The following is a 23,579-nucleotide window of genomic DNA, read 5'->3' on the forward strand; positions in this document are numbered from 1 at the left end:
TCTACCGAATGGTGCTTCGTCCGTTTACATTGAACGTCGATACGGGGCTGGGAGACGCTGTAGGCTCATCACCAGGCTTGTTGGGCGTCAGGCCGGGTGTATTCCGTTTGCCGCCAAACAGCCGGTTAAACGACCGGGTATACAGCAAACTCATACCGCCACCCGTCGTGATGGTACTGTTCAGACTGGTCTGGCTCAGGATGCTCTGCTGGTTACGGTTATACACTTTGGCCCGCAAACGCCCATCCGATGTAATGAAGTACTCCAGCGTCCACTCGCCAAGTAAACTGGCTGCATTGTATTGACTCTGGCCATACGTAAATCCGCCGTCCCGGCTAATGCGTAATCGGTCGTTCAGCAGCCGGTACGAGAAGCGAAGCTGAAGGTTGTTCAGCAGGTTTTCGTTTTGTGTACCGCTGGTAAATCCGCCGAACGACACACCGACATCCAGGTTTTCGTTGAGGTTCGATGCCAGACGGCTGATCTGATTGGAGATCAATTCACTGACGCTGTTAGCGACTCCTGTATTTACCTGGCCCTGGTCGAAAAGGCTGGTACCCTCGGAAAGCAACTGATTGAATAGCAAAACACTACTGACCTGCCGGGTAAGCTCTTGGTCATTACTTTGAATCCGCGACTCAAATGCCGTAACCGCTTGCCGGAAATCGGATGAGGAGGGATACTCCTTAATGTCCAGATCATAGCTGATAGCGGGTGCGCCCAGTTCGCCGTTTAGCTTGATGACCAGATCGACCGGATACCGTCGACTCTGGTCGGCCCGGCTGGATGCTCCACTGGTGTAGAGCAGGGGAGCCAGTGATGTATATTGCGTATAGGCGGCCGTTACGTCCAGAAGAGCGCCGTAAGGGTCGCCGGTCCAGGTTATGCGGCTATTCGGCTTAATCTGGAAGCGCTTATTAATGATATTCTGAAAGGTAAACGTGTATTCTCCTTTCTGAATGTCGTAGTTGCCCGTCATCGTGAAGTCGCCTTTGGTGTCAACTTTCATCGCGACGCGCCCCTGTCCGTAGGCACTGATGATGTCGCCCGTTTGACGGTCAAGCTGGATTTCGCAGTAGGCATCGGGGGTAATGTCGAAGTTGAAGTCCATCTGAATCCTGGACAGATCAATGTCGTTGTCGGACTTGGTGGCCGTCTGGCTCCCTGGTCTTCCGGGCATCAGGCTTGCTGTACGGTCAATAAACCGAATCTGCTCATCGGCGGCTACAGATGTCGCCCCGTCTAGTGGGATATAAATTCGGGTGCCTTTGTTGCTGGTAACATTGGCGCGAATTGTCAGGTTATTCGTCGGACCGTAAAGCTCCGCCTTACCCGTTACCACCGCCTGTCCGTAAAAGGCATCATTGTCCGGGGAGGCCGTATTCATGATTTTGAAATTCTTGAAATCGGCATCGAAGCCCAGCGTAAAGGAGCGAAATCCGTTGTGATAAACACCTCCGCGCAGCAATGCTGTGTTGCCCTGCGGGTCGCGCAGGGTAAGTTGCCGGGTAATGATTTCGTTTTCTCCGAAGTAAATCTTATCGTCGAAGCTAAAATCAGCTTTTAGATAATCAAACCGGCCACGGCCTCCCTTTATGGCTACTTCGCCCTTCAGGATTGGTACGGCGGGTTTGCCGGTAACATAGACAATACCGCTGGCGATTCCGCCGAGGTTGGAAAACAGCCCTTTTGTAAACGGCTCCAGCAGGGCCAGATCGGCATTGTTTACCGTTGCGCTCATGGCCATTGGGTTTGTCTTCTGCTGGGGGGTGTAGTTACCCGACAGTATGACCACGTCGGTCCCTTCGCGGTTCACCCGGGCATCAACATTAAGTCGTTGGGCTTGCTGGTCCCATTCGCCCTGCCCCCGAACGTCGCCAATCAGTGCGTTTTCGTACGATAGGGCTCTAACGGATAAGGCGCTTTCTATGATGGGCGTATCGTACAAATTCCGAATGGCCATCGACCCGTTGAGCGTACCGCCGAGGGTAGTATTGAGGAGAGAGTTAAGCGAAGCCAGCAGAAAGTTCTGGGCTTCTACGGCCAGGTGCTGCGAAGAGTCCGCCGATATTTTACCTGATGCCTGGACGAGTTGATTCTCGTTTAGCAGCGATAGATCCCGAATCGTGTACTCATCGCCAACTTTCCGAATTAAACTTTGTGGGTTGAGTACCCAGTCGCCATCCAGCACGCGAAGTTTAGACTGGTTGAAGGTTAAATCAATCGCATCACCCTTAAAGCGAAGTTCGCCGTTCAGGTCGGCCCGGTTCACATACCGGCTGGTGCTGTCGGCCTGCTCTATCCGGCTTGTAAACTCAATATGGTCGACATCCCAGAAGGCTTCGGCCTGAAGGTTACGCGTGGGAAGGAGCGACGTGAACACCTGCCGTTTCGACGAAATAATGGCCGAGGCCAGTACATCCTGTCCGTAGGTGAATTTAGACGTGGTCAGATCGAGGTCACTGGGACCGAACCCTATTTTACCGAACCGGAGCGAATCTGTTTTAACCGTTGCCGTCAGGAATGATGTATTATCGACCGTAAAACGCCCTTCCAGTCGGGTATCGGGCGCTATGTACACCTTCGATCGGAAGAAATCCAGTAGGGGAGCACTGTTTTTCGAGATAAACTGGTAATCAATGCCATACCGCCCGGTGCCAGCGTCCCCTATTCGCTTTGAGAGCCGGGTGGCCCGCTGTTGTTTCTGCTCGTAATAGGCCTTCATACCCGCAGCATCGCCCGCAAAATAAAGCTGATACTCCTTTGCCAATTTTGTCAGGTCATCAATAGTACGCTGCGGCTCGAACGTACCCTGTAGCCGCGTCGTCAGGAAATCGGAGTCGAGGTCGAAATAGCGCTGCGTACCACCCGAGTCAGGACGGGCTCCGGCGTGTCGTTCGATGGATGAGGCTAGTGTGAGTTTATTGACCGCCAGGGTACGCTGGGCCTGGTTAAGGGTCAGTGTTGAGTTAGTAAAGACGGCCTGCCCAACAATATCGTCGAGCTTGCTGCCTTCCAGTTGTACATTCAGGTTCGTTTGAATCTCCAGCGAATCGCGCAGATACCCCAGCTCCCGCAGATCGGCATGGGTAACGGTACCGTGCAGATCATAACGATTACGCAGACCACTCAGGTTGAACTCGCCATCGAGGTTAAAGGCCAGATGAGGGTCCTGGACAGCTAGCTGACCCTGAAAAATACCTTTCTGCAAATTACCCCGGGTCGTTACGTTTCGATACTGGTAACCCTGCCAGCCAAATTGGCCGAAGGTTCCGTCGAAATCAACGTTGGCGCGTTTTAGGTCGGTGCCCCGGCCGGTCATCCGGCCTTCGCCGTCGAGTTTGCCAAACTGGCCAGGCTGGTTCAACAACTGACCAAGATCGAAACTTTCGCCTTTCAGCTTCGCCGTGTACGTTGTCAGATCGGCATTGGCTGGAAGTTTCAGTGCGAGGTCGCCAGTTACGCTGCCAATGGCTGTCCGGAAGGTGCCTCTTGTTTTGAAATCATCGAAGGCTCCTACAAACATGGCGTTGAACGCAACCGTTCCTAACTTCTGAATAGTTTTGTTAAACGACGAATCAGGGTAATACTGGCGAATATCGGCCATGGTAACCAGTGAGGGCGTAAAGGCGAAATTGACCGTTGTGTGGTCCATATCGGGTAGTCCTTTCCAGGCTATATCGCCCGCTAGCTTACTGCGGCCATTGGCACCGAACCGAAGGTCGGTACGTCGAAGCTGAAAGTCGTTCACCGTGCCGGCGAAGATGCCGCTCAGGAGCCAGGTTTCGTTAAGGCCCCGCATATAATCTGAGAAGAACCCCAGGTCTTTCGATTCCACTTTGCTGTTGCGGAAGTTAGCGTACAGCCGTACCCGGCTATTGAAATCACCGAACGCTGATGGTCTATCGTAGAAGAACGTCAGTTCATTGCGGATAATCGAATTACCGATATGGGCATACAAGCGCCCGAGTTCCATCTTGGTATTGCAATACAGGAAATGGGTATCGAGCTGTCGTATTTTTATCCGGGAGTCGCGGTCAATGCCCGATAGTCCCTTTGCCTTAAAGGCGATTGTATCGCCCAGCACCAGAAAGTCGCTAACCTCGGCGTTGAGATGCTGGAGTGTAAAGTGGTTGTAATCAAAGTTGGCACGGTTGTGCATGAAGGGCTCCCGCGGGTCTTCGAGCGTATAGGCACCGTCTACCAGATGGATATGGCCAATGGTAAAGGGCACGTTCTGATTCGGGATGCTGGGTTTGGTAGGATCGGAGGTGAGTTCTTCGATGCGGGCAATGAAGTCATCGAGGTTGGTGTCGCCGTTCGTCAGATTTTTGATCATTTTGACGTCAGGCTTATACAGCACCACTTCATCCAGATGGATGTTATGGGCCGATGAATCGAGCAGGTTTTTAAGATTGTAATCGGCATCGAGCCGCTTGATAGTGATCATGGGTCGGCCCTGCCGGTCGTTGATATGCACGCCTTCGAGCGTCAGCGAATCGAACCATTTAATTGAAACCCCATCGAGTGTTACCGGAAAAAGGAGCTTTTCCGATAGCCAGTCAGCACCTTTCTGAGCCAGTCGTGTTTGAACGGCCGGGAGTTGAATGCTCAGTAAAATGCCCAAGAACACACCTAGTACCGTAAGGACCAGGTAAAGCAGTGTTTTGAGAAATATGGCGAAAAACTGACGCATCCGGGGCGGAAATGCTTAATCTACAACAAATAAACAGAATTTACGAAAGCTTAGACACTATAAACGAGTGAACGGTTTAGTCTCATCCTGCATTGTTCTTTTTGTAGAAATCATTATCCATTAGTTTTGTACAGTGAATATTTTAGCCATTGAATCTTCCTGCGACGAAACGTCGGCGGCTGTGTTAGTCAACGGGCATATACTATCGAACGTAATTGCCACCCAGTTAATTCATGAACAATACGGAGGAGTTGTCCCTGAATTGGCCTCAAGGGCACACCAGCAACATATTTTGCCGGTTGTTGAGCGGGCATTAGCCGACGCAAATCTACTAAAAAGTGAGTTATCGGCCATTGCGTTCACCCGTGGACCCGGTTTGCTGGGCTCCCTGCTGGTTGGAACGTCCTTTGCTAAAGCGATGGCCCTGGGCCTGAATATCCCGCTTATTGAAGTCAATCACATGCAGGCGCATGTGTTGGCGCACTTCATCGAGACACGTCAGCCAACTTTCCCGTTTCTGTGCCTGACCGTGAGCGGAGGCCACACGCAGATCGTGCGTATCGACGCGCCCCTCGACATGAGCGTTATGGGCCAAACGCTGGACGATGCCGTAGGAGAGGCCTTCGATAAATCGGCAAAATTACTGGGCTTGCCTTATCCCGGCGGGCCGTTGATCGACAAGTACGCAAAAGATGGTAACCCGCTGGCCTACAAGTTTCCAATGAGCGAAATGCCCAATCTGGATTTCTCATTCAGCGGTATTAAAACGGCGATCATGTACTTTTTGCGCGACAACATGAGAACTAATCCTGAGTTTATAAACCAGCATCTGGCCGACATTTGCGCTAGTATTCAACACACTTTAGTGCAGATATTATTGGCTAAGCTGAAGCGGGCCGCTCGCGAAACCGGGATTGCCGAAATTGCAGTGGCCGGTGGCGTATCGGCCAACAGCGGGCTGCGAACGGCGCTGACAAAACTTGGCGAAGAACAGGGCTGGAACATCTACATTCCTAAGTTTGAATACTGTACCGACAATGCCGCCATGATTGCGATGGCTGCAAAATTTAAATACGAACAGGGCGATTTTACGCCCCAGACCGTAAGTCCCCTGCCACGAATGAGTATGCAAGTAAAAAAGCCATGACAATTTCAGAACTCTATATTTACCCCATAAAATCGTTGGGTGGTATTTCGCTGACCGAAGCCATTGTCGAAGAAAAGGGCTTTCGTTATGACCGGCGGTTTATGCTGGTTGAACCGGATGGTACGTTTATGACCCAGCGCGCCAATCATCAAATGGCCTTACTCGATGTGGACATTCAGGGCGATATCCTGCGCGTCTGGCACCGCCATCGTCCGGACGATGTGCTTGACTTAGCCCTGACTATACCTGAGGTGGAGCCGGGCGTCAGTCGTGACTGGCTGAACGTCACAATCTGGGACGATAAAGACGTGCCCGCGTTGACAGTAAGTGACGAAGCCGACCAATGGTTTTCCGTCGTTCTCGGCAAACCCTGCCGACTGGTGTTCATGCCCGAAACAACCCATCGCCCGGTCGATCCGGCCTATGCCCGTCAACAGGATGCGGTTAGTTTTGCCGACGGTTATCCCTATTTACTCATTGGTCAGGCTTCGCTCGATACGCTGAATCAACGACTTACCGACCCGGTGACGATGCAGCGATTTCGGCCCAATATTGTAGTTAGCAGCAGTTTGCCTAATGACGAAGATGCCTGGAGTCGCTTTTGTATTGGGGAAACCAGTTTTTACGGTGTAAAGCCCTGCGCCCGCTGCGTACTGACGACCATTGACCCCGAAACGGGCCATACCGGCAGAGAGCCCCTGCGGACCTTGTCGACTTATCGCCAATGGAAGCACAAAATCCTGTTTGGCCAGAACGTTCTTGTAAAGCTAACGGGCGAACCGGTTCCAGTACGGGTTGGGCAGCAAATTGAGGTACTCGCGCGGCACGAACCTTGGCTGGCACCGCCCGTTCAGCTTTGACGAGGACGCTAAAACCCAACAGCACCATCCTTCGTTCTACACTCAATTCTAACTATTATCTTTTGCTTAAGTCTTTACGCAACTTTTATTATCTAAGCTTTCCGGTGGTGATAGGGGCTGTATTATCCAATCGGATGGCGGCCCGGCTGTCGGATGTTGACCCTATACACTGGGCTACACCATTTGTACTCGGCCTTGTGATCTTTATCATTTATACCGTCGATCGGCTGCTGGATGTTCGAAAAATTCGTACGGATGCATCCAGCCAGCCGCTTACGGCCCGTCATGCCTTTCATCGCGAGCATGCGCCGTTACTTTGGCGAATGGCGGTTGCAGCCGCAGTCCTGGCGCTTGCTCTGACGTTCTTTCTGCCCGAACGTGTCATCCGGTTCGGGATGATCATGGGTATCAGTTGCGCTATCTATGTCGGAAGTGTGTTTCGCTTGCCGACCCGGCACCCGGTTTTGCTGCTTAAAGAACCACTTGTAGCGATTCTGTACACGGCTGGGGTGTGGGGAAGTGTATGGGTACAGCGACCCTCCGTCTCTTACATTGATCTTGTTGAAGGAATCATGTTTTTAGGCATAGCGTTTCAGAATCTTTTACTGTTTGCGGTGATGGAGCAACTCGAAACGCCGGAACAACCACTGTTTTCACTGGCAACGGCTTGGGGACTGGCTACCTGTAAACATATTTTACGCTGGCTGACGATACTTGTTGTTCTATCGGCTTTTGCTATCTGCTTCATTGTCTCCGACCGATTTGCTCAACGGTCGGCACTGATGCTTTCGCTGATGAGCCTTACGCTGTACGGTATTCAGCGGTATCCGGCTTACTTTCTCAAACATGAACGATATCGGTGGCTCGGCGATAGTGTATTCTGGATGCCCATTCTGGTTTTATGATCAATTGGCGACGGCGTAGTTATGTTAGCTAACAGTAGCGTAGTAAGTGTCCTGAAATAAATAAATCTTTGCGCCATGAAAATCGAACATCTGGCCATCTGGGTCCGTGACCTTGAGCAAATGCGGACATTTTACGAAACCTATTTTTCGGCTTCGTCGAATGATAAATACGTCAATAGGGTAAAAGGGTTCTCTTCGTACTTTCTGACATTCCCGGCGGGAGGGGCGCGTCTGGAAATTATGCAGATGGCGGGCATTCCGGATTCACAGAATAACGCCCTCGCGCAGTTTATCGGACTCATTCACTTCGCCATATCGCTAGGCAGTGAAGCTGCCGTCGACACTCTCACCAACCGGCTTCGAGCGGATGGATACGCTGTTATAGGCGAACCCCGCCGAACGGGTGATGGCTATTACGAAAGCGTGATCTTGGACCCGGAAGAGAACCGGATTGAGATTATGGCGTAAGTTGTTGGTGTACCCACGGGCTTCAGCCCGTGTACTACTTTCTATAATGGGTAAGTAGTATACGTTATAAAGAGTAATATAGGGGCTGAAGCCCGTGGGTACATTACAGACGATCTGTGTCGTTCGATTTCGTTTTTACGGCTATCGACTTGGCCGTAACTGTCTCCTTAACTTCCCGTTGCGTCAGGATATTCAGGATGATTTCGGTCATGTATTCCCGTTTGTTGAAGACAATGTCGTGCCGGTTTTCGGGCAGCAGAAACTGTTTTACCCGCGCGTTGACCAGGTGATTTTGGGCAAACGAAACATTAGTTGGATAAACCAGTTCGTCCCGTTGGCCGTGAAGCATAGTGATATTGGCCCGAATTTTAGGCCAGTCGGGCAGAATGGCTTCCAGTGCACGGCGGTGAGCCAGTTTTTCGTCGTTCGCCAGCCGAAGCAATGGCGGTACGCCCCAATGGATAAGCGGGCTGTCGGCGAAGTAGCTAATGGGGTAGGTTCGTTCGAGTCCCGGTCCCAAGGCAGAGGAAACAAACACAACATGGTCGACATAATCGGGATTGTTCATGGCCAGCCGCGCCGTTACCGAGCCGCCATACGACGAGCCGACAATCATCAGATAAGGAGCCTTTTTGTAGCGGTCGATAAGGGGCTGTAACAGTTGAGCCTGCCGTATGATGGATGTCTCTACTCGTCCGTAATCGGAATAGCCGTAGCCCGGCCGGTCAACGGCCACCAGGCGGGCGCGGTTGAGCAGGGTCGTATCTTTGAAGAACGCTTTGAAGAAAGACAGTGAGCTGGGGGCGCCATGTACAAAAATCACTACTGGCAAAGCAGAATCGGCCGGGGAGGCCGGTGTTTCGATGAACCGAATGGTTCGGGGCGCTTCATTGCGCTTAACGCCAGTGGCTTGCCCGTTGCCAACCCGATAATAATGAACTGTTGGCTTAATACGCTGGTCTTTAAATTCTTCGGCCAATTCCTGATCTGATTGACGGGAGTCAACAAACCAGGCAATAATTAATCCGCCAACAGCGAGTATTACTATTGTGAGCGCAGTCCAGCTAAGAATACGTTTAAGTAATTTCATGGTAATATGGTGTAGCCTACTAACTTCCAATATATCGACAAGTGTTTTGCCTACCAACTCTTCTGTCGATATACAAAGCAGATTCTGACAGGAAGCCAGCTAGTTTTATCAACTATACCCTTACGCTGCTTAAGGGGTTTGTATAAATTACTTCTTAAGCCGGTGAATTGTTATAAAATCAGATTGAAAACAATGTCAACAGGGAAAATACGATGGCAGCTAATTAAGTAAGTGGCATGCGTTTCCCATGTTGGCATTGTTTATACTGAAGGTTTTATTGACCGTTTTTGGCCGTATCTGGTGGCGTCACCGCATCTGGAACAGGGGGGGCTGGGATTATAGTTGAGTCAGTGTCAACGTCCGATATATCGGTCGAATCTGATTCAGTAGACGTTTCTTCGTCGCCGGAGTAACCGCAGTTCAAGTATTCTTTTGTTATGCCTACTGCCTTCGGGAAAGGCCCTTGCAGGTTTTTGAATTTTGGGTCCCGGTAAACTTTCTCCAAAAAGCTACCCACCAGCGGCAAGGCTGTTTTGGCTCCTTCGCCGAGGTCAGTAGACCGGAAGTGGATACTGCGGTCATCGCCACCTACCCAGGCCCCTACAACCAGGTTGTTGGATACGCCCACGAACCAGCCGTCGGAGTTGTTGGAGGTTGTGCCGGTTTTACCACCCATTTCGTTATGATTCTTAAAGAGGTCGAACGACCACAGGTTCTGTGATGTGCCGCCCGGTTCCTGCAAACCACCCTGGAGCATGTAGCGCATCAAGAAAGCCGTTTCCAGACTGATGGCTCGCTTATGCTGGCTCGTGAACGTTTCGATTACGTTGCCATCCCGGTCTTCGATGCGCTGAACAATAATAGGTTCGGTAGATTCGCCATCATTCACGAAGGTGCAGTAGGCACCCACCAGTTCGTAGAGCGACACATCCGAAGAACCCAGACCAATAGAGGGTACAGCTTCGAGCCGGCTCTTTATCCCCATCCGGTGTGCATACTGGGCTACCCGTTCGGGGGTAACGCGGTCGGTTAGCTGCGCCGTGATAGAATTGACCGAACGGGCCATAGCCCGGCGGAGGGTCATATTCGAATACGAGTAATAACCGGTCGAATTTCGGGGTTCCCAGATTTTGTCCTCGCCATTCTCCCGATACTCCTTCCGAAAGGGTTTGTCCTGAATACGGTCGCAGGGGCTGAGGTTGATAAGGCTGTCATCAATGGCAGTCGTATACACAAAGGGTTTGAAGGTGGACCCCGGCTGGCGTTTGCCTTGTTTTACGTGGTCGTATTTAAAATAGTCATAATCCAGGCCACCCACCCAAGCCCGGATGTAGCCCGTACGAGGGTCCATCGCTACCATACCCGCCTGCAGAAAGTGCTTGTAATAGGCAATGGAGTCGTAAGGGGTCATTTCGACGGAATCATACCCGCGCTTGCTTGTCCAACTGAACACCCGCATCTTGTACTTCACATTTTTCATGTAGTACATGATCGAGTCTGGGTACAACGGCATAAACCGTCGGCTTAGGGATTTGTACCGTTCCGTACGCCGGGCCACGGAATCAATGAAGCCGGGCAGCTCAGCCCCTCTCTCATCGGTCCACGGATTCCGGCCCTGCCAGTGATTATCGAAGGTGCGCTGAAGCTGCTTCATCTTCTCACTGGTGGCGGTTTCGGCATAAGTCTGCATCCGGGAGTCAATAGTCGTGATAATGCGAAGTCCATCGGTATACAGGTCGTAGCCGTTTTCTTCCCCCCATTTCTTTACATAATCCTGAACGGCGTTTTTGAGGTAACTGGCTGGGCCCGAGTAGGGGTTTTCCGGCGTAAATTCCGTTTCGAGCGGTAGGGCACTGATGGAGTCGGCCTGCGGCTTGGTCAGGAAATTATACTTGGCCATCTGTGCCAGTACCACATTCCGGCGCTCGCGGGAGCGCTTGGGATTTTTGAGCGGGTTGTAATTGGTCGTAGCTTTTTGCAGGCCAACCAGTACTGCGCCTTCCTGTACGTTCAGGCTATCCGGGGCTTTGTTGAAAAAGGTACGGGCCGCCGTTTTTAACCCAAAAGCATTGCTGCCAAAGTCGACCGTATTGAAATAATAAGTGATAATTTCCTCTTTCGAAAAATTACGCTCCAGCTTCAGGGCCATAAGCCACTCTTTCGATTTATAGATGACCTTCCGGATGAACGGAATGCGGGTCAACAGGCCTGTATTGGTTTTTCGACGGGTTTTAAAGAGGTTTTTCGCTAATTGCTGCGTAATGGTTGAGCCACCTCCTTCGCGGCCGAAACTAATTACGGCCCTGCCAATGGCGCGGGGGTCAACACCACCGTGGTCGTAGAAACGGGCATCTTCCGTAGCTACCAACGCATTGATCAGCTGTTTGGGAATGTTCTCATATTTAATGGGCGTTCGGTTCTCGGCATAGAACTTACCGATCATTACCCCATCCTGGGAGTATATCTCTGACGATTGATTCAGTTTCGGGTTCTTTAACTCCTCAACGCTGGGCATGGCACCCGTCAGGTAGAGAAAGTTGTAGTTAAGTACGAACACGTACATGCCCAGGGCCATAAACGCAACAAGCGCCCCTTTAACTGTATTTTTGACGTAGGGATAATACCAGGAATCAGGATCGATATACCGGTGAACGAATGAACGAAACTGGTTGCGGTACGTATCATACGTATTGACCCATGCATTGACGCGCTCTTCGCCTGCAACTCGTGCGATATGCCGGCCGACTCTGCGTCTGACATTGCCAGTTAATTTTTGACGTTGCCGAAATGCGCCAAAAGCGTGCCTGACAGCGCGGAATCGCTCCCTATATTGACTCATGCGTTAAAAATCCAAGAAACTTATTTAGTCGGATACGGCTTCTGCTCCTCCAGGACGAACCTGTCCAGATGTGCGTCTGTCAAGATCGGCCCCCTCAGATCAGGCCCATCCAGACCGGGCTCAAATATAATGCATTTTCGGCCGATCTGATACACAAAAACCGGGTCGTGCAAGCGACCCGGTTCGTTTACAGGAAGTTATTATCGGAGCTATCGAATAGGTAACTCGATAGTCTTTTTGGTCGATATTTTAGTAAACCAAAAGGATTTTTTTACTTCTTTTCAAAGGTCATAGCTACTCCATTCATGCAATAGCGAAGGCCGGTAGGCTTAGGACCATCTTCGAAAACGTGTCCTAGGTGACCCCCACAAACGTTACAGACAACTTCAGTACGTACCATACCGTAACTTTTATCCACATTCTCTTTTACGGCAGTTTTTGAGATTGGCGCGTAGAAGCTGGGCCAGCCTGTTCCGGAATCAAACTTGGTACTGGAAGAGAATAATGGAGAATGGCAACCGGCGCAATAGAATGTACCGTGGTCATGGATGTCGTTAAGTGGGCTTGTAAACGCCCGTTCGGTACCATGTTCGCGCAAAACCGCATACTGGTTGGGAGTAAGAATTTTCTTCCATTCGGCATCGGTTTTTACAACCCGGCGCGGTGGCGTATCGTCTGATGTAAAAGCCAGACTTATGAGCAGACAACTGCTTAAAATGGCAATCAGGGCAAGTTTCATGACGTTTTTTTGTAGTAATGTTGATGAAAATCGCAGCTCGATGACGTGAACAGGGGAGCTATAGCCGTGTTTTTGAACTGCTTAACTACGGGAATAACACCAAACGGAAGGGCTGCGTTCAGGCATTGACCGGCGCCATAGCCAGTAGGGTTGACAGAGTGGGGGTTGGGCTTCCGCCCCGTTTCTCGATGGTTATGGCAAACGCATCGGCTCGCCCGACCTGCCGGTTCAATCGTTGGATCTGATCTGACGAAGTAGACCCATCAAACACCCCTGCATCAACAGGTTTCCCGTCAACCATCGACCAAAGCTGGTATTGTTTATCGGCGGGTAGGGGGGGCATAGACTGTACCTGAACGGCTACCTGCTGGGTGTTACTATTCCAGAAAATGAGCATGTTGCCATTAGGAGCTTTCTCATTTCCCTGTAGCTTTAATGTTCGGGTACCCGGCTGACGAACCACAGCCAGTAACTGATCTGTCTGATTTTTCTTTTCCCTCAACTGGCGAATCTCAGCCTGCATTCGATCATTACTGGTGCGTATAGAAGCCAGTGTTCGCTGGTTTGAGCGCAACTGCGAGAGCAGAAAGAATGAAAAGAGCAATAACAGCAACCCCATAGAAGCAGCTACTACCCAGGACATGCGGAAGGCAAGGCCGGTTGTTGCTGGCACATCTACCGGTAGAGGTCTGACAATCGTTTCCGGCTTCTCCGGCTCTTTGAACTCTATCTGGCTAAGGATCTTCGATCTTAACGATGCGGGTGGTTCTACACTATGCGAAAGAGCGTAGTCTTCCAGAACTTCAGACAGCTGATCAAGTTCGCGTCTTATATCAGGATATATAGAAGACAGGCACTCGACCTCGCGTCGTTCCTGGTCGCTCACCGCACCCATGACGTAAGACTCTAAGATACCAGACGCTATGTATTCTGTGACGTTCATGATTTGAATAGTTGCTTTAATTCCTGCAAGGCAGCTCGTACACGGGTTTTAACCGTGCCTAATGGTAGATTCAATTCTTCGGCGGCCTCTTCGTGAGTGTATCCGCCAAAATAAACCAGGTCAATTAGCTGTTTTCGTTCAGGCCTTAACTGGCTAACCACTTCTTTAACGCCAATGTGATCAGGATTGGGCTGCTCAGTGTTGTGCTGCCGGTCAACAATATGTACGTTGTCTTCGTCGGTTCGGATTGCCGCAAAGGGTTGTGTTTTACGAGAACGTAAGGAGTCAATGGCTGTATTTCTGGCGATATTCAGCATCCAGGTAAACAAACGACCTTTGCTGGCGTCGTATGCGTCTAGATTTTTCCAGATTTTGACGAAGATGTCCTGCAGCAGATCGGCGGCTTGCTCATCATCGCGAACGATGCGCAGCACAACACCATACAGAGCTGGTGAGTATTGATCGTAGAGCCATTGGAAAGCCTGCTGATCGCGCTGGGTTAGCTTTTCAATCAGGACACTTTCCGAAACTAATGAAGATTGGCGTTTCACGAGGGGGGTGTTAATTGAGCCAAATATATACAGAATTTCAAAAAATGAACGATACCTTCCGGATAAAGTGAAACGTTTGTAAAGTTAAACCATAACAGGTATACGCTTATAAAGGAACCTGATGGGGCCGTTCGCTGCATGAATGAACGTTCTCATCAGGTTCATATATTGAATTACCAGTCTTATTTGAAGGCTTCCACGCCCGATTTTGGCATTAACACATTGCTGATTCCGTAAACCATCCCGTTCGACTGTCGATTGCCGGTATCTTCTACCGTGGCCGTATGTTCCTGCTCATCTGTAACAGTCAGTCGACCGTTTGATTCCTGTATGGTTAGTGTGCTACCTGCCAGTGTTTTAAGCTGTGCTTTCCCATTTCCGGCTTTTGCCAGGCGGGCCAATTCCTCCGAATTCAGCGAACCATCCATTACATGATACGATAGAAGACGTTTTAGGGCTTCCCGGTTGCTGCCGTCCAGAAGTGCCCCCTGTGCCGATGAAGAGAGTCTCTTGAAAGCGTTGTTCGTCGGAGCAAAAATGGTATATGGACCCGATCCTTTCAGGGTTTCCCACAGATTGGCCGATTGAAGGGCGTTTTGCAAGGTAATGAAATTAGGTGACGACGATACGAAATCCCCGATGCTGGTATTCCGTTCGGTGCTACCGGCTTTTATAGCAGGCTCTTTACTGTTCTTTTCACCCGCTACAGCTGCGGCTGTGCCAGCGTTGGAATCTGTAGCTCCCATATTAGGTGAATAAGCGGCTCCTGCACTGCTCGACGAACTACGGATTGCGCTGTTATTTTGCCCGTTACTCACCTGATTCGCAGGGGTGGGCGATGGGTTCGAAGCTCCCATCGCATTTGGATTACTGCCTGCACCGGTGGGTGCATTGGTAACGTTATTGCTGTTGTAATTGGTGGTATTACTGTTGTTTACCGCCGTGCCTATACTGGATGAACTCTCCCGATAAGCAGCATCCTGCGGGGAGGTATTGGTGGTCGTACCCGTGCTGCCAGTTTTCTGGTTGGTCGCTCTTTTGTTTCGTTTCATGGCTCGTTTTTGTTCCCGTGAGGGCTTGGCGGGCATAGAATCGGTGGCTATTGCCCCCTGCGGATAAGTTGTTGACGTAACGGCTCCAGTGGGTGTTGTCTGCGCCCATGCGGGTATTGCCAGCAGCGTTGTTCCTAACGCTAAAAGGCTAAAACTGTGCTTGATTTTCATAACGTTGTCGGGAATAAGTGTATCAACTATTCGTCATGTTTTAACCGATTTGTCTACAAAAAGTTTGTTGGCTTATGTGCATTGTTTGCCTAAAGGCGGGTAGATTTGCTACCATCACAACAAACAACTTTAAGAGATTATGCAATCTATTCTTCCTCTGCCTACCCAGCCTGTTAAGCCGGGCACTAGTACGGGTCAGGCTTTCTGGCATGCAGACAACGCTAAAACCGTTGATTCCTATTCGCCGGCCGATGGACAACTGATTGCCCGTGTTTATTTGTCTACCCGCGCTGATTATGACCGCGTTGTTGAAACTGCGCAGTCGGCTTTTGCCGAATGGCGATTGGTTCCGGCTCCACGTCGGGGCGAAATTGTCAGGCAGATGGGCGATCAGTTTCGTCGGTACAAGCGCGAACTGGGTACGCTGGTGAGCTACGAAATGGGTAAATCTTTGCAGGAGGGTTTGGGAGAAGTACAGGAAATCATCGACATCTGCGATTTTGCCGTAGGGCAGTCGCGTCAGCTTTATGGCTTATCCATGCATTCTGAGCGACCCGCCCACCGGATGCTGGAGCAATGGCATCCGCTGGGTGTAGTCGGTATCATTTCAGCCTTTAACTTCCCTGTTGCGGTCTGGTCCTGGAATGCCATGCTCGCCTGGGTTTGTGGGGATGTCTGCATCTGGAAACCATCGGAGAAAACACCGCTTACGGCACTGGCCTGTCAGCAGATCATTGGCGATGTGCTGCGGAACAACGATGTGCCCGAGGGGGTGTCTTGCCTGGTTACGGGTGGCCGCGAAGCCGGTGAGTGGCTGGCGCGTGATCCGCGTATTGCACTCGTATCGGCTACGGGCAGCACCCGCATGGGGAAAGCCGTTGCCGAATCCGTTGCCAGTAGGCTAGGTAAAAGCCTGCTCGAATTAGGTGGCAATAACGCCATTATTGTTTCGGAACATGCCGACCTCGATCTGGCCATTCCGGCCATTGTTTTTGGCGCGGTGGGTACGGCTGGGCAGCGTTGCACCAGTACCCGCCGAATTATTGTCCAGGAAAGTATTTATGAAGATGTAAAAAGTCGGCTCAAAAATGCCTATGCGCAATTACGTATAGGCAATCCGTTAGACGAATCTTTTCATGTTGGCCCCGTTATCGATACAGCGGCCGTGGCGCAGTACCAGGCCGCAATCGATGAAATTCGGGGGCAGAGCGGGCGTTTTGTTGTCGAGCCGGGGATTCTGGATGGGTTAGGGTTTGAGTCGGGCTGTTACGTCCGTCCGTGCATTGCCGAAGCCGAAAACAACTGGCCGGTGGTACAGCGTGAAACCTTCGCGCCTATTCTATACATGCTTAAATATATTACGCTGGACGACGCCATCCGTCAGCAAAACAATGTGCCTCAGGGATTGTCGTCTTCTATTTTCACCCTGAACATGCGCGAAGCGGAGCGGTTCCTGGCGGCTACCGGCTCCGATTGCGGCATTGCCAACGTCAATATCGGCACCTCGGGCGCAGAAATTGGCGGAGCATTTGGGGGCGAAAAGGAAACCGGCGGTGGTCGGGAGTCGGGCTCCGATGCCTGGAAAGCCTACATGCGCCGACAAACAAATACCATCAATTACGGCACCACCATGCCGCTCGCGCAGGGTATTGCGTTCGAATTGTAGTAAACAAGTTAGAAAGCAGTCAGTTAGAAGCGAATCCAACTGCGGTGATTCGTTTCTAACTGACTGCTTTTTCAATCACAGGCTTCCCTTCCCCCGTAAGTACATAGCGCATATTCATCGTTGGAAATTTAGTGGCTATTTCGGCCAGTGATTCGCTGCTGAGGTAAGTTTTATTGCCAATATGCCGGTAGAATTTTTCCCGGCTATACCCCAATTCTTTTGCTAACCGGTAGACCGTTACTTCCTGTACGGCCAGGGCTTCTTTGAGCCATTTTCCCTGAATATTGGTCTTTTTTTCTCGTCGTCCTGCCATAAAACAAAGATAAAAAATATATGTATTTTTAGTTGTATATAAGTATTGTTTGTAGTATATTTAAAACATGAAAATCGCCGATGGAAACACCCAAAAGAGCCTTGATTTAGGCCAAATTCTGGATAGCGCAGCGTTATTTCCGCCCCAGCCGTGCATTTATTATCTGATTAATTTCCGGAATGAAGTTGTCTATGTAGGACAGACGCTAAACCTGTATACCAGCCTGCTGGAGCACCGGAAAGAGGGGACAAAATTTGTTCGGTTTCGCTACTTCACCTGTGACGAAAATGATCTGGAGCGACTAGAGCGGGGAGCCATTGAGCGGCTCGACCCTATTCTTAACCGGGTATCGAAGCCCAGGGCCGTCTCTGTACCCGGCAACCTGAGCAAACCCTTTATTTGCCTAAAATACAACATTACTCCTGTGGCTTTTGAGCGACTTCGGGAGGCTTTCGGGTTGCAACCGGCCAGTTCGTTCGGTAATGCAAAATATTACAAGCCCGACGAGGTGGAGGCCTGGGTAAGGCGCTTTAAAGGGTTGGTTTTGTCGGGCCGACATGTATTACAGGCCACGCCTACCTATCTGGCCGTAGGTATCAGCAGCCGAACCAGGCAAATTCAGCTCTTTACAAAATGATGGGGCGCGCTAGTCGTCAGATGCAGCGACACCCTCAATTGTCTCCGAAATGCCTTCGAAACAATTGAGGGTGTCGCCCGTCTACAGTTAACTGATCTATTTCATCATTTCTGTATGATTACCATTCGTATTGACGAAAAAGAACCTACGCTGTTGGCGGTGTTATTTGCCGAAGATCCGGTAGCGAACGACTTGATCCGCGAAGTGCCCGGAAGGCGCTGGAGTTATTCGCGACGGTGCTGGCTTCTACCTAACACGCGCAACAGTGTAGTGAAAATCGGCCTGCTTTTTGGGAAAACGTATTGCCGGTTCGACGAAGCCGTCGTGCGGTTATACAAACCGACGTCTTCGCTCGCTGCCCTTGATCAGGCAACCAACCCACCCTGGCCTCCGGTGGGGAAAGAGCAGTTGTCCAAAACCTTTCGGTATGCGCCACCTCAACGGGAATACGATCAACATCCCCTTATTCAGGCGGTTTCGGCAACCATGCGGGTGCAGCACTACAGCCGGAAAACGTACAAGAATTATAAACAGGCGCTTATTACCTTGATCCGATTTACCGAGCCGAAGGCCGTTGATTCGCTGACGAAAGAGCAGTATCAAACCTATCTGTTGTTTCTGATTGAGAAAAAACGGCTGAGTAGCGCTACGCTAAACGTTCACATAAACGCATATAAGTTTTATTGTGAGAAAATTTTGCAACGCGAGAAGGAGTTTTATGACATAGCCTATCCGCGTCAGGCGATAAAACTCCCCACAGTTTATAGTGTAGCTGAAGTGAAAGCCATTTTTAATGCGACGACCAGTTTAAAATACCGCGCGCTGTTTATGCTTGTTTACGGTACTGGTTTACGGTTAAACGAGGTGGCTTATCTACGTATCACCGACCTTGACCGTACACGCAGACTAGTGACCGTTCGGGGCGGTAAAGGCAAAAAAGATAGGATTGTGATGTGGAGCGATAAACTGGAAGTCGTTATAAACGAGTACCTGGCTCAGTATAAACCCAAAGCTTATTTGTTCGAAGGTTCGGGAAACGGCGAGCCATTGCAAAATCGAGTAATTCAGCTGGTCTATAGCGATGTAGTCAGATTTGCGGGAATCACGAAGAAAGGAGGCATTCACACCCTTCGTCATAGCTTTGCTACTCACTTGTTGGAATCAGGGACTGATATTCGCCAAATTCAGGTATTGCTTGGGCATGAGAATATCCTGACGACCATGCGCTATACGCACGTATCGGCCGATACGATAAGCAAGCTTAAAAGTCCGTTGGATGCTTTGTAGATGGCTGTTCCTGTGGTTTGTGTCGCAAAATTCTAGCACGAAGTTGTTCAAGACTGAAAAATTTGCTTTTCAGGATATAGCCTTGTGTAGTGCCAATGACTATTCGTTTGTTTATCCTGACCTGCCCACGCGAGTTAAACCGGTATAACCGCTTATCATGTCCAAAAAAGTAGTTTGGATAGCCTTCAATATCCCAGACTCGCTCAACTAACTGATTAACAGAAACTTTTTCCGCCATATAGTTTGTAAAACTTCATGTATATTTCTATGATTGTAGAAACTTTTTCCGTGCATTAGGTTACCCTGACAAAGATAGAAAATATGCAACAAACACTTAATATTAATATGCTGACTATCAATGCATTAATATTAAGCGAACTTTCGTCCTTTATTATGTTGTGCGCTGAAACAGCTTTGCTACGCGATGTGTGTTCCTATGCCGCTTAAATCCAGCAGCCAGCCAATGAGTTTGCCGCTTTGTTAGCTTTCGTGCCTAATGCCAGCTAGAGACCGACAACGCGGGCTTGAATGTGCTAATAAAAAATTACATGACTCCACAAGAAATAGACCATGCTGGTGCATATCTTAAATACCTGGCAGATAATGCTGAAGCGGAAACTAAGGCATCCGAATTCTTAGGGACTTTTGAAGGGGTTGATCTTGGCGACAAGCAATTAAAATACGGTGTGACCATCACTCGACTCCTTGAAGATGAAGGTTTGGTGGAGGTAGTGCCACCAAGTAAGTATTCTGCTAAAATTACAGCTAAGGGCATCAGGGCATACCGAATAGGGTATAAAAACTGGCTAATTCAGGAAGCTCAAAAAAAAGAGCTTGAGGAAAAAAGGGCAGAAGAAACACGAAAGGCTACAGAAGTTAGTACAAGCGCGGCTAAAGTATCGGCAGGGTCTGCCGCCATTTCAGCAGCACTAACATTAGTGTCAGTGTTATTTGGAGTTTACCAGTACATAAACTCTAATAGTCAAGATAAAAAGATTGATTCATTACAAACTAGAGTCACCTCTTTAGAGTCAAATAGAAAATCAATAATTGTACGATTACCAGCGCAAGTGTCCACCCCACAAAAAAGCTCCGCCCATTTGAAGAGTGAACCCATTCTACAAAAGCAGAAGAAATAGTCTTTTTGTTGTTCATAATCAGTGCGTTATATTCCCTAATATCGCACATTTTTAAACAAAATCAAACAACTTAACAATCTTAATACCCAAAATAAGGCTCATGTTCAATCTACCCACAAAACACAAAGACAAATTAATTGGTGGCGTAATTGGGCTTATTCTTCTTGGAGGGAGTCTATATATAAAGAGTCTTTTTGAAAAAGAGCCTCCTGTTGATATTTCAACTAAATTTACCCCCAGCCCTAATTTGCCGTCCATAAATAACGTAGGCAATGACTCTTCGAGCCAAAATATAAATCAAGTCAATCAGAGTAATTCTAATTTAGGTGATGTAAAAAATGAGTTTGTCTCTGGAGACAAAAAAATATACCATAATTATAATCAACCAAAAGATACTCAAAAAGGCACACCAATTATTAATAATGGATTCCTGAATCAAGGCGGTAATGGCAATACGTATAACCAACAAATAAACCCTGAGATTCCACAGCGGCACTTTAGTAAATCTAATTTTAATGCCTTTAAAAATATACTTCCAGATAAAACAAAGTTCATTACTGGATCTATTTTTAACTCTGACGCTGAAAGTATAAAATATGGAAATGAATTGTTAGACACTTTTGAATCAAACGGATATATAATTGCGGTTCGCCCTTTGGGGTTAAGGGTTGAACATGTACCAAAGGAAAAGTTTGGATTAATTGAATACTCGCTTTCTAATGATTCGCTTGAATGTGACATTGTAATCTACCCAATTAAGCCATAGATCATGAAAATGCCATTATAACCACAATCGCCCACCCTATAAAGGCAAGCCACTCCAAAATTCGAATGTAGTTTTCTAGTCCCTGCGTTGTTTCGTCATTTTTTTCTTGGTCCATGATATTTGTGGTTTATTGATTTAAAATTAAAATACTTGCAATATTTATTCTTTTTCAGCCCCCATCACTTCATCCAGCACCCTATTATAAATCTCCATGTTACGCTCCCACTCTTCCCGCGTCATAGGCGTGTAGCAGTTAAGCATCATAGCGTCAAGCTCCTTTATCGCGTCTTCTTCTTGTTGCGTAGTCATGTTCCGTTAGCGGGTTGTTTCTTACAGGGTACTTGGTGAGGGGTATCTAGCTTATGGTCTATCTGCGGGTTAAATCCAGCAGCCAGCTTGAGCGAATGCGGGGTTGGCGTCACCCAACAAGATGAAGTGTGTAAACTACGGAACAGCTTGTGTACGTTCAGTTGGCTTATGCCCCGTAGCATCACACTTCAAGGCGTTGGGTGGAGCCAAACAAGATGTGAGTGCAAGGTATGTTTCGGTCGACAGGCCAAACGCCCCGATGAGGTAGGCTTTTGGTGAGTTGGCCGGGTTGTGGTCGACAGGCGGCACAACTCGACAGCCAATCAGTTAGACTCGTCATGCAGGTTGCGGTCGACAAAGCAAACGCCCCTAAAGGGCAAATCAAAAATGGGAAAGTTCAAGACGCCCCAAGAAAAGAAACGACTCAGTTACCAACACGACCGGCGTGATGACTACGGCGAGAGCAAGTCAAGTGCGGCTAAAAGTGTGCGCTGGCGAAAACGGTGGGTCAATCAAACTTATCGTCAAGAGATTAAGCATATCCTTAATTCACCAATTGATAAGGAGGATACTGATCAAATCGAGAATCGTATTGACGAGGCAAAAAAGCCTTCTTGGAAGAAGTCTTCTCATGCACCCTTGGGATTGTTGCTGCATTCCAAAGGCAAGTTAGGAGTCGACAAGATCAAGAAATTAACCTTTCGCGTGAGTGATACTCACTATTTAGACGAGCGTCATCTTTCGCTTCGCGCGGGCGGCTCGTCGGGCGACAGGCAGCCCGTCCCGGAGGAAGATTTACATCCCAACAAACGGGGGGTGTAAAGGTTCAGATACGTGAGTTCAGTCAAGTAGCTTCCTCATCCATCAGCCCCCTGGGGCGTTGGGTGAACCGGCCAAGATGTCAGTTTAAGGCGGGTTACGGGCGACAGTGGAACTGCGCCAACGGGCAAGCTTTAGGTTCGTTGGTCGGGTTCCGGTTGACAGCGCGAACGCCTGAGTGAAGGTGCTTGGACAAGTTAGCAGGGTTGTGTGCGACAATAGAAACGCCCCAGTAAGGCAGATTTTGAAAATATGCTGAATTTCGAGGTTACAGACAGACAATCTTTCACTACTTTTTTACAACTCTTAGTGCAGGATTTACAGGCAAATCCTGAATCTTGGGAAAACGTGAACTTGCTCGATTTTCTAGAAGCGATGGGCCGATACACTGAAGACATTCAAGGCTATTACGATAATTTGCAGTTAGGCTTGAATGCAGATGCCCCAAGTTGGCGTTTGTTTGCTGACCTCTTGAAAGGGGCAACCATTTACGAATAGGGTAGCTTTCCTGTGACAGGAAGCCCGTCCCGCAAGCGAGTTTGCAGCCCAACATGATGAGTGTGTAAAGGTTCAGGTATATTCGTTTTAGTGAGTGACTCACTCACCATCAACACTCATGGGCGTTGGGTGAACAGTCAAAATGGGCGTGTAAAGCGGGTTACCGGCGACAGGGCGCACCTTTCGACAAGGTAGCTTTGGAGTTCGTTTGCCGTTTTCCGGTTGACAGTCGGCACAACTCAAAGGTTAGCTTTATACTCGTTAGTCGGGTTGCCTGCGACAAGATGAACGCCTGAGTTAGGAAGGCTTAACAGATTTAAAAGATGGGGTACAAAAAGGTTTGTATTGATTGCCGAAAAACCTTTAGTCGAGAAATTGACTTTGGTTCAGGTCGAGAATATAAATGTCCTGACTGTGGTAAGCCTATGACCCTTTATCCACATAGATTCCGCCCTCCTAAAAAGTCTGATGATTCAAAATGGGTAACGGTGAAGTATCTGCTTGAGAATGGCTTTAATTACCAGCATATCTATGAGCCAGGCGAATTTGGGAAGATTACCAACGGTAGGGAGGTATATGTTGAGTACCCTGAAAATTTGAGAGACGCAAAGGAGTTTGTGGAGAAGTATAAAAATCAGGTTAACAGAAAACTCTTGTAAATCGCTCCGTGTGGTGTGGCTTTCG

At 49.1% G+C, this 23,579-nt stretch carries 21 protein-coding genes; 12 read left to right on the top strand and 9 right to left on the bottom strand.

Going from position 1 to position 23,579, the window contains the following annotated elements; genetic code table 11:
• Window position 1 precedes the first annotated feature (1 nt).
• Window positions 2–4,696: a translocation/assembly module TamB domain-containing protein gene (locus NT073_RS12975; protein WP_297373888.1), complete on the bottom strand. Its 4,695-nt coding sequence runs from the start codon at window positions 4,694–4,696 to the stop codon at window positions 2–4.
• A gap of 133 nt (window positions 4,697–4,829) precedes the next feature.
• On the opposite strand from NT073_RS12975, the gene tsaD reads away from it, so the two are divergent.
• From tsaD to NT073_RS12995, 4 genes are all read left to right on the top strand, one after another.
• Window positions 4,830–5,843 (top strand): tRNA (adenosine(37)-N6)-threonylcarbamoyltransferase complex transferase subunit TsaD, encoded by a 1,014-nt coding sequence (tsaD, locus tag NT073_RS12980; protein ID WP_297373891.1) that lies wholly within the window; start codon window positions 4,830–4,832, stop codon window positions 5,841–5,843.
• On the top strand, window positions 5,840–6,703 hold the full coding sequence (locus tag NT073_RS12985; RefSeq protein WP_297373894.1) for an MOSC N-terminal beta barrel domain-containing protein: 864 nt from the start codon (window positions 5,840–5,842) through the stop codon (window positions 6,701–6,703). Before tsaD ends, NT073_RS12985 begins: the two co-directional genes overlap by 4 nt.
• Before the next feature lie 62 nt (window positions 6,704–6,765).
• Window positions 6,766–7,608 (top strand): hypothetical protein, encoded by an 843-nt coding sequence (locus tag NT073_RS12990; protein WP_297373898.1) that lies wholly within the window; start codon window positions 6,766–6,768, stop codon window positions 7,606–7,608.
• Between the two features lie 75 nt (window positions 7,609–7,683).
• Complete coding sequence (locus NT073_RS12995; protein ID WP_297373901.1) at window positions 7,684–8,076, top strand: VOC family protein; 393 nt, start codon at window positions 7,684–7,686, stop codon at window positions 8,074–8,076.
• Window positions 8,077–8,179: 103 nt separating this feature from the next.
• Here the strand turns inward: NT073_RS12995 and NT073_RS13000 are convergent, their stop codons facing one another.
• The 6 genes from NT073_RS13000 to NT073_RS13025 all read right to left on the bottom strand — a co-directional run bounded on the left by NT073_RS13000 (window position 8,180) and on the right by NT073_RS13025 (window position 15,461).
• A complete protein-coding gene (locus NT073_RS13000) occupies window positions 8,180–9,166 on the bottom strand; it encodes an alpha/beta hydrolase (protein ID WP_297373904.1) in 987 nt (328 codons plus the stop codon).
• Between the two features lie 274 nt (window positions 9,167–9,440).
• The gene (locus NT073_RS13005; RefSeq protein WP_297373907.1) at window positions 9,441–12,005 is read right to left on the bottom strand and encodes a transglycosylase domain-containing protein; all 2,565 of its coding nucleotides are present in this window, start codon (window positions 12,003–12,005) and stop codon (window positions 9,441–9,443) included.
• Window positions 12,006–12,276: 271 nt separating this feature from the next.
• Window positions 12,277–12,744 (bottom strand): peptide-methionine (R)-S-oxide reductase MsrB, encoded by a 468-nt coding sequence (gene msrB, locus NT073_RS13010; protein WP_297373910.1) that lies wholly within the window; start codon window positions 12,742–12,744, stop codon window positions 12,277–12,279.
• A gap of 118 nt (window positions 12,745–12,862) precedes the next feature.
• Entirely contained in the window at window positions 12,863–13,687 is an 825-nt protein-coding gene (locus NT073_RS13015) for an anti-sigma factor (RefSeq protein WP_297373914.1), read from the bottom strand.
• Window positions 13,684–14,238 (bottom strand): sigma-70 family RNA polymerase sigma factor, encoded by a 555-nt coding sequence (locus tag NT073_RS13020; RefSeq protein WP_297373917.1) that lies wholly within the window; start codon window positions 14,236–14,238, stop codon window positions 13,684–13,686. The genes NT073_RS13015 and NT073_RS13020 overlap by 4 nt, the downstream gene beginning before the upstream one ends.
• A 182-nt stretch (window positions 14,239–14,420) precedes the next feature.
• Complete coding sequence (locus NT073_RS13025; RefSeq protein WP_297373921.1) at window positions 14,421–15,461, bottom strand: fasciclin domain-containing protein; 1,041 nt, start codon at window positions 15,459–15,461, stop codon at window positions 14,421–14,423.
• Window positions 15,462–15,600: 139 nt separating this feature from the next.
• Here NT073_RS13025 and NT073_RS13030 point away from each other — a divergent pair, with 139 nt between their 5' ends.
• Window positions 15,601–17,127, top strand: coding sequence for an aldehyde dehydrogenase family protein (locus tag NT073_RS13030; protein WP_297373923.1), 1,527 nt, complete (start codon window positions 15,601–15,603; stop codon window positions 17,125–17,127).
• 55 nt (window positions 17,128–17,182) lie between these two features.
• Here the strand turns inward: NT073_RS13030 and NT073_RS13035 are convergent, their stop codons facing one another.
• The gene (locus NT073_RS13035; RefSeq protein ID WP_297373925.1) at window positions 17,183–17,440 is read right to left on the bottom strand and encodes a hypothetical protein; all 258 of its coding nucleotides are present in this window, start codon (window positions 17,438–17,440) and stop codon (window positions 17,183–17,185) included.
• 67 nt (window positions 17,441–17,507) lie between these two features.
• Here NT073_RS13035 and NT073_RS13040 point away from each other — a divergent pair, with 67 nt between their 5' ends.
• The 4 genes from NT073_RS13040 (at window position 17,508) to NT073_RS13055 (ending at window position 21,269) form a co-directional block, all read left to right on the top strand.
• Complete coding sequence (locus NT073_RS13040; protein ID WP_297373927.1) at window positions 17,508–18,077, top strand: GIY-YIG nuclease family protein; 570 nt, start codon at window positions 17,508–17,510, stop codon at window positions 18,075–18,077.
• 114 nt (window positions 18,078–18,191) lie between these two features.
• Entirely contained in the window at window positions 18,192–19,364 is a 1,173-nt protein-coding gene (locus tag NT073_RS13045) for a site-specific integrase (RefSeq protein WP_297373930.1), read from the top strand.
• A gap of 548 nt (window positions 19,365–19,912) precedes the next feature.
• Entirely contained in the window at window positions 19,913–20,503 is a 591-nt protein-coding gene (locus NT073_RS13050; RefSeq protein ID WP_297373933.1) for a hypothetical protein, read from the top strand.
• A 100-nt stretch (window positions 20,504–20,603) separates the two neighbouring features.
• Window positions 20,604–21,269, top strand: coding sequence for a hypothetical protein (locus NT073_RS13055; RefSeq protein WP_297373936.1), 666 nt, complete (start codon window positions 20,604–20,606; stop codon window positions 21,267–21,269).
• Between the two features lie 159 nt (window positions 21,270–21,428).
• Here the strand turns inward: NT073_RS13055 and NT073_RS13060 are convergent, their stop codons facing one another.
• Window positions 21,429–21,578 (bottom strand): hypothetical protein, encoded by a 150-nt coding sequence (locus NT073_RS13060; RefSeq protein WP_297373939.1) that lies wholly within the window; start codon window positions 21,576–21,578, stop codon window positions 21,429–21,431.
• Between the two features lie 387 nt (window positions 21,579–21,965).
• On the opposite strand from NT073_RS13060, the gene NT073_RS13065 reads away from it, so the two are divergent.
• The 3 genes from NT073_RS13065 (at window position 21,966) to NT073_RS13075 (ending at window position 23,554) form a co-directional block, all read left to right on the top strand.
• Window positions 21,966–22,400, top strand: coding sequence for a hypothetical protein (locus NT073_RS13065; protein ID WP_297373942.1), 435 nt, complete (start codon window positions 21,966–21,968; stop codon window positions 22,398–22,400).
• A gap of 249 nt (window positions 22,401–22,649) precedes the next feature.
• Entirely contained in the window at window positions 22,650–22,895 is a 246-nt protein-coding gene (locus tag NT073_RS13070) for a hypothetical protein (protein ID WP_297373945.1), read from the top strand.
• Window positions 22,896–23,320: 425 nt separating this feature from the next.
• Entirely contained in the window at window positions 23,321–23,554 is a 234-nt protein-coding gene (locus NT073_RS13075; protein ID WP_297373948.1) for a hypothetical protein, read from the top strand.
• Window positions 23,555–23,579 lie beyond the last annotated feature (25 nt).

This window comes from Spirosoma sp., from assembly GCF_026391055.1.
GTDB lineage: Bacteria > Bacteroidota > Bacteroidia > Cytophagales > Spirosomataceae > Spirosoma.